We start from the raw sequence: 12,563 nt of genomic DNA, 5'->3' as shown, positions 1-12,563 counted from the left end.
CTTTAATTTGATAGATCGCACCGACGGCCTTAGTCAATGTCTTGCAATAGCAGGAGGTCCCATGCCCACGTCCATGATCGCCGGTTTCGCGCTGGGTTTCAGTCTGATCCTCGCCATCGGGGCACAGAACGCCTTTATTCTGCGACAGGGATTGCGGCGTGAACATGTGTTTCTTCTGTGCCTGACCTGCTCAATGTCCGACGCGGTTTTGATCGTTGCAGGCGTCACAGGGTTCGGGACTCTGGCCCATTCAGCCCCCTGGTTTGAACCTGTAATGCGATATGGCGGGGTTGCTTTTCTGACATGGTATGGGCTGCGCAGCTTCGGGTCTGCCCTGCGGGGTGGCGCGGTGATGGAAACGGGCAGCGGCCCGCGAACCAGCCTCAGAACCGCGATGCTTGCCGTTCTCGCCTTCACCTGGCTGAACCCGCATGTCTATCTGGATACAGTGGTTCTGATCGGCTCAATCTCGGCACAGTATGATGACCGGGTCGGATTTGCCATCGGGGCGGTCACGTCCAGCTTTGTCTTCTTCTTTTCACTTGGATACGGCGCGGGTGTTCTGTCTCCGGTGTTTGCGCGCCCGCGCGCCTGGCAGGTGCTGGACGCAGTGATCGGGGTCGTAATGCTGGGTATCGCACTGAAACTTGTTATCATGTGAAGGGTTGTTCCCGGCAGGGTTTCGGTGTTCAACCTAAGCCATGACATCGCTTGCCGTTTCGTCGCGCCCGCTTGCCGGTATGTTCTGGATGTTTGCCGCCGGGCTGTCCTTTGTTGTGATGACCGCTTTGGTCAAATCTCTGGGCACGACGATGAATCCGATCCAGGCTGCATTCCTGCGTTATGCGCTGGGATTGGTGTTTCTGTTACCGGCCTTGCGGTCGATCATGGCGACCCGGCTGACACCCCGCCTGCTGACGTTGTTCGGTTTGCGCGGTGTCGTACACGCGATAGCTGTCATGCTTTGGTTTTTTGCCATGACACAAATCCCCTTGGCCGAAGTCACTGCCATGAACTACATGACGCCGGTTTATGTCACCTTGGGCGCGGCCCTGTTTCTGGGCGAGAAGCTGGCTTTTCGCAGGGTTGCCGCCATTCTGGTCGCCTTGGTGGGCGTACTGGTTATCCTGCGCCCCGGGTTTCGCGAGGTCTCGCAAGGTCACCTTGCCATGCTCGGAACGGCCCTGATGCTAAGCGGGTCCTATTTGCTGGCCAAGCTTCTTGTCCGCGACGTTCCGCCTTCGGTTGTCGTGGCGCATCTGTCCATCTGGGTAACTATCGCCTTGATCCCATTTGCGGTTGCCGTCTGGACCCGGCCCAGTATGCAAGAACTCGGGGTTCTGTTTCTGGTGGCCAGCTTTGCGACCGCAGGTCATTACTTCATGACATTGGCGTTGCAGGCCGCGCCTGTGGCCGTCACACAACCCGTTACATTCCTGCAGTTGATCTGGGCCACGCTTGTGGGTGCAGCGATCTTCCACGAAAGTGTCGACCTATGGGTTGTGGCTGGCGGAACCCTGATACTGGGCGCTGTAAGCTTCATCTCATGGCGCGAGTTCATGTTGAACCGTCGGGACTTGACGCCTCCCAGTATTGCGCCGAAGCTGTGAAGTGACATCTCTGCGCTTACATTGATTGACGAGTCAATAAAAACATCCTAGCTTGGTCGCATGACACCTGTATGGGGAAAGCGATGCCAAAAGTTGGAATGGAGCCGATCCGCAAGGACGCGATTGTTCGAGCGACGATTGCTGAACTGGGTGTCAAGAAATCCCTGGATGTAACTGTCAGCCAGATTGCCAAACGCGCGGGCATGTCCAGCGCATTGGCCCACCATTATTTTGGCGGAAAGGATCAGATATTTCTGGCCGCAATGCGTCAGATCCTCGCCGACTTCAGCGACGAAGCCAGGGCCCAGTTGAAAGCGGCCAAACCGGGCAACCGGGCAGAGGCGATTATCCACGCCTGTTTTGCCCCTTCGTGTTTCACACCTGACGTGACTGCCGCTTGGATGACGTTTTATGTGTTGGCGCAGACCAACAGTGACGCGCTGCGATTGTGGCAGATCTATCAGGCGCGCATCAGATCGAATCTGGTTCATGCCCTGCGTCCAAGGATGCAGGATCCGGTTGAGGCTGCCGAGAACATGATTGCCCTGATTGACGGGCTCTATATTCGCGCAGCGCTCAGCGCCCCGGAAGAACCGCAATTGGCCGTGAACCACGCTATGCGTGTGCTCGATACTCTGCTCGAGGCTGAAAAATGACAAAACCGAACATTCTGATCCTGATGGTGGATCAGCTGAACGGAACCCTCTTTCCCGACGGTCCCGCTGACTGGCTTCATGCTCCGAACCTGAAGAAACTGGCCGAAAGGTCGACCCGTTTTGCCAACGCTTATACAGCGTCGCCGCTTTGTGCGCCGGGGCGGGCCAGCTTTATGTCCGGTCAATTGCCCTCGCGCACTGGTGTCTACGATAACGCGGCAGAGTTCCGCAGCGATATCCCAACTTACGCACACCATTTGCGCAGGGCCGGATATTACACCTGTCTGTCAGGTAAAATGCACTTTGTCGGCCCGGACCAGATGCACGGGTTTGAGGATCGCCTGACAACTGATATCTACCCGGCCGATTTTGGCTGGACACCAGACTACCGAAAGCCGGGTGAGCGGATCGACTGGTGGTATCACAACATGGGGTCGGTGACCGGCGCGGGTATTGCCGAAATCTCGAACCAGATGGAGTACGATGACGAGGTGGCTTACAACGCCAAGGCCAAACTCTATGACCTTGCGCGCGGCAAGGATGACCGCCCATGGTGCGTGACGGTCAGCTTCACCCATCCGCATGATCCCTATGTCGCCCGTCGCAAATACTGGGACCTTTACGAGGATTGCGCGCATTTGCTGCCCGAAATCGCTGATATCGGCTATGACAACCAGGATCCTCACGCCAAGCGGATCTTTGATGCCAACGACTGGCGTAGCTTCGACATCACCGAGGAAGACATTCGCAAGTCCCGCCGTGCTTATTTCGCCAACATCACATATCTCGATGACAAGATCGGTGAAATCCTCGAAGTGCTCGAAACGACACGGCAAGAGGCGATCATCCTGTTCGTCTCGGATCACGGTGACATGCTGGGCGAACGTGGCCTTTGGTTCAAAATGAACTTCTACGAAGGCTCGGCGCGCGTTCCTTTGATGATTTTGTCCCCGGACTTGCCTGCGGGGCGGATCGATACGCCAGTTTCCACCATCGATGTCACACCCACGCTCGGGGCGCTGGCAGGCGTTGACATGGCCGAGATCGCCCCATGGACGGACGGCGAAAACCTGGTGCCATTGGCGCAAGGTGGCGCGCGAACCGCGCCTGTGGCCATGGAATATGCGGCCGAGGCATCTTACGCGCCGCTGGTGTCGCTGCGCTATGGCAAGTGGAAATACAATCGATGCGCGCTGGACCCGGATCAACTGTTTGATCTCGAGGCAGACCCGCATGAGCTGACCAATCTGGCAGGCAGCCCCGAACATGCGGGCACACTGCAAACCCTGCGCGCAAAATCCGAGGCCCGATGGGATTTGGAGCGCTTCGACGCGGATGTCCGCGCCAGTCAGGCGCGGCGTTGGGTTGTGTACGAAGCGCTGCGGCAGGGCGGATACTACCCGTGGGATTATCAGCCGCTGCAAAAAGCGTCGGAACGCTACATGCGCAATCACATGGATCTGAACATCGTCGAGGAAAACGCCCGGTTCCCACGCGGCAAGTAACCTCTTCATCTTTTTGAAAATACTCCCGCCGGAGGCGTCATACCCGGCGGGTGAGGAGTTGTGAATATGGAAGCAGATTTTGTCATCGTTGGCGCAGGGTCCGCAGGCTGCGCAATGGCATATCGTCTGAGCGAGGCCGGGGCCTCGGTTCTTGTGATCGAGCACGGTGGCACCGACATGGGGCCGTTTATCCAGATGCCTGCCGCGCTCAGCTATCCGATGAACATGTCGCGCTATGACTGGGGATATCAATCCGAGCCTGAACCGCATCTGAACAACCGCCGTCTGGCCTGCCCGCGCGGCAAGGTGATCGGCGGGTCATCGTCGATCAACGGCATGGTCTATGTGCGCGGTCACGCACGCGATTTCGACACATGGGCCGAGATGGGGGCTGACGGCTGGTCTTATGCGGATGTTCTGCCCTATTACAAACGTATGGAGACCTGGCATGACGGTGGTCATGGCGGCGATCCGGCCTGGCGCGGCACTGACGGCCCGTTGCATGTGTCACGCGGCCCACGCGCAAATCCACTGTTTCAGGCCTTTGTCGATGCAGGCCAGCAGGCGGGATACGAGGTCACCGGCGACTATAACGGCGAAAAGCAGGAAGGCTTTGGCCCGATGGAACAGACCGTCTGGAAAGGGCGGCGCTGGTCAGCGGCGAATGCCTATCTGAAGCCAGCGCTCAAACGCGACAATTGCGATATCGTGCGGGGTCTTGCGTCTCGGGTTGTTATGGAAAACGGTCGCGCCACTGGTGTGGAACTGATCCGTGGCGATAAGAAAGAAATCATCAAGGCCCGGCGCGAGGTCGTTCTGGCCGCGTCCTCGATCAACTCGCCCAAGCTGCTTATGCTGTCCGGAATCGGACCGGGCGCGCATCTGGCCGAGCATGGGATCGACGTCGTTGCGGATCGTCCGGGGGTGGGTGCGAACCTTCAGGACCATCTGGAGCTGTATATTCAACAAGCTTCGCTGCAGCCGATCACGCTCTACAAGCACTGGAACCTGTTCAGCAAAGGCCTGATCGGGGCGCAATGGTTGTTTACCAAGACAGGTTTGGGCGCATCGAACCAGTTTGAAAGCGCGGCGTTCATCAGGTCGAAACCGGGCGTGGAATATCCCGACATTCAGTACCACTTTCTGCCGATCGCAGTTCGCTACGACGGGCAGGCGGCGGCAGAGGGGCACGGGTTCCAGGCGCATGTCGGCCCGATGCGGTCCCCGTCGCGCGGGGCGGTCACATTGCGCTCTGCCCAAGCCGCAGACGCGCCGGTGATCAAGTTCAACTACATGAGTCACGAAGAAGATTGGGAAGATTTCCGCACTTGTATCCGGCTGACCCGTGAAATCTTTGGGCAAAACGCTTTCAAACCCTATGCGGGCAAGGAAATTCAGCCGGGTGCCGCTGTGCAAACGGATGAAGAGCTGAACGCCTTTATCGCGGAACATGCCGAAAGCGCCTATCACCCCTGCGGCACCTGCCGGATGGGGCGTGCGGATGACAAAGGTGCGGTGGTCGATCCCGAGGGTCGCGTCATCGGCGTGGATGGGCTGCGCGTCGCAGACAGTTCGATTTTCCCGCAGATCACCAACGGCAATCTCAACGCCCCCTCGATCATGGTTGGCGAGAAAGTATCGGATTCTTTGCTGGGCAAAGACCCGTTGCCCAAGGCCAATGATCGCCCGTGGATTCACCCCGGCTGGGCAACCGCTCAGCGTTAATCCTTCTGAACTGCCCCCGGTTGAATGCGTAAATTTTCGGCGCTTGCCGGGGGGTATGCTGGCAAAAAGTTCAGTGTTCCTGTCCAGATAAGCCTGAGCCACGTTTCAGAACAACTTGCCCCCTGCACGGCAGGATGGCGCGTGGCGTTGTTTTGAAATTCGCGGGATTATTACGGCTAGTTGATCCGGGTCAAAGCGAAAGCCCGATCACGCTTCTATCACTGATTTGCAACGACATATGAAGGAGCGAACAGAGATGTCTCACACCCCGCATGAACTGGCCGAAGAGTTTCCGGACAAAGTTGAACTGATGAGCCAGCTCAAGCAGTCGGATGCGCATTTTGCCCGGCTGGCCGATGAGTATCATGAGGTCAACCGCGAAGTACACCGCGCCGAAACCAATGTCGAACCCATGGATGAGCTGGCCGAGGTTGATCTGCGCAAAAAACGCGCCGCGCTAAAGGATGAGATCTGGGCGATCCTGTCCAAGGCTTAAACCACTGGCGGGGGCTCTGCCCCCGTCGTGACCAGAGACGCGACTGCGGTGGGATAATAAATCAGACTAAGATCAGGTCACTTCATAGGGCAGAGTGCCGCGAATATGGGTGTCGATGCTCAGACGACGTTCCAGCGGCGGAACCGAACGCTGGTGACATGTTTGCCGCTCGCAGATGCGGCAGGAAATTCCAATGGGCTCGTAAGCGCTGGCATTGTTGATGTCGAGGTTATCAGCATAAACAAGCGCCGGGGCATGGCGGACCTCGCACCCCAACGCAATGGCGTACCGTCTGACGGGCGCACCGAACGAGCCCCCCGATTTTGAGACATCCCGTGCCAGCGAGATATAGCGAACGCCATCTGGTGTTTCCGCCAGCTGCCGCAGGAAATGCCCGGGCGTTTCAAAGGCCCGATGCACGTTCCAAAGCGGGCAAGCGCCACCAAAACGTGCAAATTGCAGGCGTGTGGCCGAGTGCCGCTTGGTGATCGTCCCCGCCTGATCAACCCGGACGAAGAAGAACGGGATACCCTTGGCGCCGGGACGCTGTAGTGTCGACAGCCGATGTGCAACCTGCTCGACCGACGCGCCGAACCGGTTGCTGAGCAGCTCCAGATCGTGACGCTCTTCCTGAGCGGCGGTCAAAAACGCGGTATAAGGCATCAGAGAGGCACCAGCGAAATAGTTGGCAAGACCGATCTTGGCGATGGCGCGGGCTTCGTCGCTTTGGAATTTGGCGAAATCCAGCGTCGCCTCCAGCAACTGGTCCTGACTGATCAGCGCGACCTGCAACAGAAGCTGGAACACCTGCGTCTGCGGCGCTGCACGGGAGGACAGGCGCAAAATTTTGCTGTCGACATCATAAGCGCGCAAAGGGCCCATATCTGAAAAAACCACCTGAATTCCGCGCTCTGAAAGGCTACTCAGGGCGGCTTGCCGGATACCGCCAGGCCCGTCGGCGCGGTTGGCAAACAGTTCTGCGGCCCTGTCCACGGCGTCGATGTAGTTGTCGCAATAGTGGAAGAAATCGCGCACTTCTTCCCACGGGCTGGCCTGAATACGCGCATCTTCACGCCCCAAAGCCTCGTCCAGCGAGGCTAGTCGTTCATGCGTCTGCCGGTAGGTTTTGTGTAATTCGATAAACGCGCGCGCCAGGGCGGGGGCGTTGGATGCCGTCAGGCGCAGATCGGCCAGAGGGGGCTGTATGTCGGCAAAAACTGGATCGGCCAGCGCCTCGCGCATGTCTGAAACAAGACGTTCGCTGTCGCCGGTGCTGAGTTCGGTAACATCCATTCCGAATTCCTGCGCCAGAGCCAGCACAACCGTGGTCGAGATCGGCCGGTTGTTATTTTCCATCTGGTTCAGATAGGGCAGTGAAACGCCCAGTTTGGCGGCAAATTCACGCTGCGTCAGGGTCAGGCGCGTTCGCATTTCGCGCAGTTTCGCGCCCGCATAGAGCTTTTGGGTGGCCATTGGGTGCCTTTGCAAGTTTTCCAATTTCCGAGGTTAACTTTGCAAAGTCATTGGGGCAAGCGATTACAGCCCCAATTGCCGTTCTCTTCGTACGACAGTTGAAATTGCGACGATTGCCAGAACTGCTGTTGCCAGCATCAGCCAAAGCAGCGGCATCGCGCCGGTTTCACGTGTCAGCAGGGCACCTGCCAACGCGCTCAGCCCGGCACCGCCACCTAACATGATGGCGCCACTCAGGCCCGAGGCGGTTGCAGCCAGTTGAGGGCGCACTGATAGCGCGCCCGAGGTTGCGTTGGGGATGACCATGCCATTGCCGACGCCCACAAATGTCATGAACCCAAAGAAACTGAGTGCGGTTCCACGGTCGGCCAGAAACAGCAATGCCGACACAGCGACGCCAAACGCATTGAGCAGGCTTCCCCATAGCACCATGCGGTTCACACCGAACCGCACTGAAAAACGTCCGCTCATGAAATTACCAACAAAATACCCAACCGCAGGTGCGCCAAAATAAATGCCAACCTGTGCCGCGCTCAACCCGAACAATTCGGTGCCGATGAAAGGTGCGCCGCCGAGATAGGCGAAAAACGAACCCGATGAGAAGGCACAAGCCAGTGAATATCCCCAGAACCGTGGCGAGGTCAGAAGTTCGGGATATTCCTTGAATTGCTGGACGAGCGTTTTGCCGCTTTTTGCCGATGTTTCCCCAAAGTCCGAATAGGTCAGTGCCATAGTCAGCAGACCCACGGCAAAGGGCAGCCAGAAATTCGCTTTCCAACCAAAACTCACTTCCAGCAAGCCGCCGATGGCAGGGCCGATCATCGGAACCACGGCCATGCCCATCGTCACATAACCGATCATCGAGGCAGCTTGATCCTGATCGTACATATCCCGCACCGCTGCGCGGCTGAGAACCATACCGACCACCACAACCGCCTGACACATCCTGAACGCCAGAAAAACCGTGGCATTGGGGGCGAAGATGCACCCAAGGGTCGCCATCAGGAATAGGCCAAGGCCCCACAGTAAAACTGGTCTGCGACCTGCCTGATCCGCAATTGGACCTATAAGAATTTGAAGAATGGCATTGATCAGCAGATAAAGCGCAATCGACAGCTGCATGACCTTGTAATCGGTTTCGAAATACTCGGCCATGTTTGGCAGGCTGGGCAGAAACAGGTTCATGCTCAGGGCGGACAGGCCCGAGAGTAAAACAAGCGTCGCCAATGTGGGTGGTGTGCGGTGGACCGCGTCAGAGCTGAACTGCATGGTTCACATGTATAGCCGTGGGTTTTCGGATTGCCAGCCATTCGCAGAATTGCCTGTAAAAATTCGCAGTTTTGCAGTTATCCAAATTACTGTTGCTGAAATTTTGCAAATTTGCCGAAAATAGCTTTGGATGAGCGGCCCAAGCAGGTAGGGTCCCGGCAAATTTATAAGGGGATAGTCGTCATGAAAGACATTCTTTCCGAATTGGAAGACCGCCGCGACAACGCACGTCTGGGCGGTGGGCAGAAACGGATCGATGCCCAGCACGCTCGCGGCAAACTGACCGCGCGTGAACGGATCGAACTGCTGTTGGACGAGGGCAGCTTTGAAGAGTTTGACATGTTTGTCAGCCACCGCTGCACCGATTTCGGGATGGAAAAACAAAAGCCTGCGGGTGACGGTGTTGTCACCGGTTGGGGCACGATCAACGGGCGCATGGTTTATGTGTTCAGCCAGGATTTTACCGTCTTTGGCGGATCGCTGTCGGAAACCCATGCTCAGAAGATCTGCAAGATTATGGACATGGCGGTCCAGAACGGTGCGCCGGTGATTGGTATCAACGATTCGGGCGGCGCGCGCATTCAAGAAGGTGTGGCTTCGCTGGCGGGTTATGCCGAAGTGTTCCAGCGCAATATCATGGCTTCGGGCGTGGTGCCGCAGATCAGCGTAATCATGGGGCCCTGCGCGGGTGGCGCGGTGTACAGCCCGGCGATGACCGACTTTATCTTCATGGTCAAAGACACCTCTTACATGTTCGTGACCGGCCCGGATGTGGTGAAGACCGTAACCAACGAAGTAGTGACTGCCGAGGAACTGGGCGGGGCCTCGACCCATACCAAGAAATCCTCGGTCGCTGATGGCGCGTTCGAAAACGACGTCGAAGCTTTGGCCGAGGTGCGGCGCCTGGTGGACTTCCTGCCCCTCAACAACCGCGAAAAGCCGCCCGTGCGCCCGTTCTTTGACGAACCCGGCCGGATCGAGGCTTCGCTGGACACTCTTGTGCCAGAAAATCCGAACACGCCCTACGATATGAAGGAACTCATCGCCAAAGTGGCGGATGAAGGCGATTTCTATGAAATTCAGGAAGATTTTGCCAAGAATATCATTACCGGGTTCATCCGGCTGGAAGGTCAGACCGTAGGCGTCGTCGCAAACCAGCCGATGGTGTTGGCCGGGTGTCTGGATATCGACTCCTCGCGCAAGGCTGCGCGCTTTGTACGCTTCTGTGACTGCTTCGAAATCCCGATCCTGACACTGGTCGATGTTCCTGGCTTCCTGCCGGGAACAAGCCAGGAATATGGCGGGGTCATCAAACATGGGGCCAAGTTGCTGTTTGCCTATGGCGAGGCAACCGTGCCGAAGGTGACGGTGATTACCCGAAAGGCTTATGGTGGTGCTTACGACGTTATGGCCTCCAAGCATTTGCGCGGTGATTTCAACTATGCCTGGCCCACCGCCGAAATTGCGGTCATGGGGGCCAAAGGGGCGACCGAGATCATTCACCGCGCCGATCTGGGGGATGCGGACAAGATCGCATCTCACACCAAGGATTACGAAGACCGATTTGCAAATCCCTTTGTGGCAGCCGAGCGCGGTTTCATCGATGAGGTGATCATGCCGCATTCGACCCGCCGTCGTGTATCCCGGGCATTTGCCAGCTTGCGCGGCAAACAGCTGAAGAACCCATGGAAAAAGCACGACAATATCCCGCTGTGATCCTTCTGGGGGCGGGGTGGCCCGCCCCGCTCAATCTTAGACTGTCACAGCGGCTCTGAGGCTAAAACGCCCTCAAATTGAGGCGGAATTGACAAAAACCGGCAAATAGTTGAATGATCCGACCCGTCAGACATAGAACCGCGCAGACCAATCGTACTGCGCGCGCGACCCCGGAAGGAGGAGCTCGCCGCTGGTGGGTCCGGGGTCGCGCCATTTGTCTGGTTGCTCTCGCCTTCAGCCATCCTGCTTTTGCAGACTCCGATACTTTGCTGCCGGTTCCGTCGGGCCAGCCAGTGCAACTGAGCGATGTCCTGCTGGACAACAATCCCGGCGAGCTTTGGCTGCGCTTTCGCTTTATCGCGCCCAGAATAGGCGCGTCAGTGGGACGGATCGGATATGATGTGGCGTCGAAGGATATGGAGCACCTGTGCCAGATTCTGGCCGTTCCATATGTCGCGCAGCATGAATTGCATCCGGCGCGGGTCGTGATCTCTTTGTCCGATCGCCCGGTAGAGTTTGGTGATGCCGCCCCTGATGCGACCCAGTTTTTTGAGGCCTACCGGCTGGAGCAGTCCCAGTGTATCTGGGAGGGGCTTTGACCATGACCGCAGGAATCCATGAGTACAAAGCGTCTCAGACCAACTGTGCGGCTTTGGAGGTGCGCATCATGATCCCATCCCTTTTCGGGCTCGAATTGCTTTTGTCTGCAAGTATGACACAAGAGGGCCTTTCATGCTGAAGCATCGTGGTTTCCCCGGTCGCCTTTCAGGCACTGACTTTCAGTTCACCATTCGTCGCGCCAACCCAAAGGGCGCTACACCGTTAACGCGGCGCGAGCGGTTTCGGGACCGTAAACCTGCGGACAGGCGCGCTGATAGTGCGTTCATGGAAGCCCTTTGGGCCCATTTCGGCGACCAGCCGTTCGAACGGGGCAATCTGGATGCTGGGCGTTTGAGCTGGCTGTTCGGGCGCGAAGTCATCCCGGCAGAAGACCCCTTTGATCCGGCCAGTTATGATGCCTTGCTCGTTATCGACGTAAACGCTGCGCGCGCATCCTTCCCGGACATCATCGACGGGATGGACTGATTGTGACATTCGCTGCCGCACATAATCCGATCACTGCCAGTTTCGGGAAAATCCTGCCCGAAACCGGGCAGGATTTATGTGTGGTCTCAGAAGTTCAACTGGGCTGCAAGCTGAACGCGGCTGCCGTCAAAGGTTCTGCCGGTGGGCGCGTCATTCCGCTCGCCATAGATGTATTCGGCGCTGAGTGTCAGACTGTCCGTCGCCTTGTAGAACGCGTTGACATGGATCGTTTCCAGCTCGGTGAAGGACAGCGTCCCGGTCGAGGTTGGCAGATCATAGTCTTCACGACCGTAAGCAATACCGACATTCCACTTTGCGCCGAGGTCCTGCCTGAATTCCACGGTGTAGCCATCCACATCGTTGGCCTGCCCACCGACAATGGCATCGCCGAGACCGATCAGGTACGGGCCAAGCGCCTCACCTGTGACGTAGTTGACCTGGAACAACCCGCCTTGCCAGGGGCGAATGCCGCCGGAAAGCGTAAAGCCGGTTTGATCCACTTCGACATTGCCGGAATTGGCTTTACCGTACAAAACGGCACCACGGGCAATGTATGTGCCGTCGTTATATTCCGCCGAAGCTGTCAGGACGGGATCATCGGAATTCGACCCGCTGACGTTCTCTTCGATCGAGACCGCAAACTGTGCATTGCTGCCAAGCTGTCCGGTGTATCTCAGCTGTGGGACACGAGCGAATGCGATACCCACCGGGCCGTTGAATTCGACAGTGGTCGGGTAGGTGTCCAATGGTTGGAAGTTGGTCCAGTACTGACCAATCAGGAACTGATCGCCGATGGTGATGTTGGCATGGCGAATGCGCAATTCAGCCGTGCCGCCGGAACCGAACAGGTCAAGCTCAAGCTGTCCGCCAATGTCACCGATCCCGCTTGGGGTGGTGGTGCGCAATCCGATCCGCGATTGGCGAACGGTTGCCCCGAAGGTGCCGTCTGTCGCGGCCGAGGGTTCACCGATAACATTCACGAACGCCGTATCCCCCTGATCGTAGTCGAAGTCATAGAAGAAATCGG

The 12,563-nt window shown here is 57.5% G+C and carries 12 protein-coding genes; 9 read left to right on the top strand and 3 right to left on the bottom strand.

Annotation, left to right across the window (positions count from 1 at the left end; translation table 11 throughout):
• The first annotated feature begins 61 nt into the window (after nt 1-61).
• From AC2FND_RS08670 to AC2FND_RS08645, 6 genes are all read left to right on the top strand, one after another.
• On the top strand, nt 62-661 hold the full coding sequence (locus AC2FND_RS08670) for a LysE/ArgO family amino acid transporter (protein ID WP_209597865.1): 600 nt from the start codon (nt 62-64) through the stop codon (nt 659-661).
• Nucleotides 662-701: 40 nt separating this feature from the next.
• On the top strand, nt 702-1,610 hold the full coding sequence (locus AC2FND_RS08665; protein ID WP_209504595.1) for a DMT family transporter: 909 nt from the start codon (nt 702-704) through the stop codon (nt 1,608-1,610).
• Nucleotides 1,611-1,693: 83 nt separating this feature from the next.
• Nucleotides 1,694-2,266: a choline-binding transcriptional repressor BetI gene (gene betI / locus AC2FND_RS08660; RefSeq protein ID WP_209504594.1), complete on the top strand. Its 573-nt coding sequence runs from the start codon at nt 1,694-1,696 to the stop codon at nt 2,264-2,266.
• Nucleotides 2,263-3,771: a choline-sulfatase gene (gene betC / locus AC2FND_RS08655; RefSeq protein WP_496769160.1), complete on the top strand. Its 1,509-nt coding sequence runs from the start codon at nt 2,263-2,265 to the stop codon at nt 3,769-3,771. Before betI ends, betC begins: the two co-directional genes overlap by 4 nt.
• Before the next feature lie 66 nt (nt 3,772-3,837).
• Nucleotides 3,838-5,496 (top strand): choline dehydrogenase, encoded by a 1,659-nt coding sequence (gene betA, locus AC2FND_RS08650; RefSeq protein ID WP_209504592.1) that lies wholly within the window; start codon nt 3,838-3,840, stop codon nt 5,494-5,496.
• A 256-nt stretch (nt 5,497-5,752) separates the two neighbouring features.
• The gene (locus AC2FND_RS08645) at nt 5,753-5,992 is read left to right on the top strand and encodes an HP1242/YdcH family protein (protein WP_496769158.1); all 240 of its coding nucleotides are present in this window, start codon (nt 5,753-5,755) and stop codon (nt 5,990-5,992) included.
• Between the two features lie 72 nt (nt 5,993-6,064).
• On the opposite strand, the gene AC2FND_RS08640 is transcribed toward AC2FND_RS08645, so the two are convergent.
• Nucleotides 6,065-7,465 carry a helix-turn-helix domain-containing protein gene (locus tag AC2FND_RS08640; RefSeq protein WP_209504590.1) on the bottom strand — a complete coding sequence of 467 codons (1,401 nt, stop codon included), beginning with the start codon at nt 7,463-7,465 and terminating at the stop codon, nt 6,065-6,067.
• A gap of 63 nt (nt 7,466-7,528) precedes the next feature.
• Nucleotides 7,529-8,734 (bottom strand): multidrug effflux MFS transporter, encoded by a 1,206-nt coding sequence (locus tag AC2FND_RS08635; protein WP_480506219.1) that lies wholly within the window; start codon nt 8,732-8,734, stop codon nt 7,529-7,531.
• 183 nt (nt 8,735-8,917) lie between these two features.
• Between AC2FND_RS08635 and AC2FND_RS08630 the strand changes: the two genes are divergently transcribed.
• The 3 genes from AC2FND_RS08630 (at nt 8,918) to AC2FND_RS08620 (ending at nt 11,536) form a co-directional block, all read left to right on the top strand.
• Nucleotides 8,918-10,450 carry an acyl-CoA carboxylase subunit beta gene (locus AC2FND_RS08630; protein WP_480582916.1) on the top strand — a complete coding sequence of 511 codons (1,533 nt, stop codon included), beginning with the start codon at nt 8,918-8,920 and terminating at the stop codon, nt 10,448-10,450.
• Between the two features lie 113 nt (nt 10,451-10,563).
• Complete coding sequence (locus AC2FND_RS08625; protein WP_209504587.1) at nt 10,564-11,049, top strand: DUF6497 family protein; 486 nt, start codon at nt 10,564-10,566, stop codon at nt 11,047-11,049.
• Nucleotides 11,050-11,182: 133 nt separating this feature from the next.
• On the top strand, nt 11,183-11,536 hold the full coding sequence (locus AC2FND_RS08620) for a hypothetical protein (protein WP_209504586.1): 354 nt from the start codon (nt 11,183-11,185) through the stop codon (nt 11,534-11,536).
• 86 nt (nt 11,537-11,622) lie between these two features.
• Here AC2FND_RS08620 and AC2FND_RS08615 read toward each other — a convergent pair.
• Nucleotides 11,623-12,563 (bottom strand): DcaP family trimeric outer membrane transporter (locus AC2FND_RS08615; RefSeq protein WP_496769157.1); only part of this gene is annotated, 941 nt, incomplete at its 5' end.

The sequence above is a fragment of the Ruegeria sp. BHSB056 genome (genome assembly GCF_059613305.1).
This window is presented reverse-complemented; position numbering and strand designations above follow the sequence as displayed.

Excerpts from the sequence above, each read along its gene's own strand:
- betA (WP_209504592.1), top strand. The coding sequence starts at position 3,838 with ATGGAAGCAGATTTTGTCATCGTTGGCGCAGGGTCCGCAGGCTGCGCA.
- AC2FND_RS08620 (WP_209504586.1), top strand. The coding sequence starts at position 11,183 with ATGCTGAAGCATCGTGGTTTCCCCGGTCGCCTTTCAGGCACTGACTTT.
- AC2FND_RS08670 (WP_209597865.1), top strand. The coding sequence starts at position 62 with ATGCCCACGTCCATGATCGCCGGTTTCGCGCTGGGTTTCAGTCTGATC.
- AC2FND_RS08630 (WP_480582916.1), top strand. The coding sequence starts at position 8,918 with ATGAAAGACATTCTTTCCGAATTGGAAGACCGCCGCGACAACGCACGT.
- AC2FND_RS08665 (WP_209504595.1), top strand. The coding sequence starts at position 702 with ATGACATCGCTTGCCGTTTCGTCGCGCCCGCTTGCCGGTATGTTCTGG.
- AC2FND_RS08640 (WP_209504590.1), bottom strand. The coding sequence starts at position 7,465 with ATGGCCACCCAAAAGCTCTATGCGGGCGCGAAACTGCGCGAAATGCGA.
- betC (WP_496769160.1), top strand. The coding sequence starts at position 2,263 with ATGACAAAACCGAACATTCTGATCCTGATGGTGGATCAGCTGAACGGA.
- AC2FND_RS08625 (WP_209504587.1), top strand. The coding sequence starts at position 10,564 with ATGATCCGACCCGTCAGACATAGAACCGCGCAGACCAATCGTACTGCG.
- AC2FND_RS08645 (WP_496769158.1), top strand. The coding sequence starts at position 5,753 with ATGTCTCACACCCCGCATGAACTGGCCGAAGAGTTTCCGGACAAAGTT.
- betI (WP_209504594.1), top strand. The coding sequence starts at position 1,694 with ATGCCAAAAGTTGGAATGGAGCCGATCCGCAAGGACGCGATTGTTCGA.
- AC2FND_RS08635 (WP_480506219.1), bottom strand. The coding sequence starts at position 8,734 with ATGCAGTTCAGCTCTGACGCGGTCCACCGCACACCACCCACATTGGCG.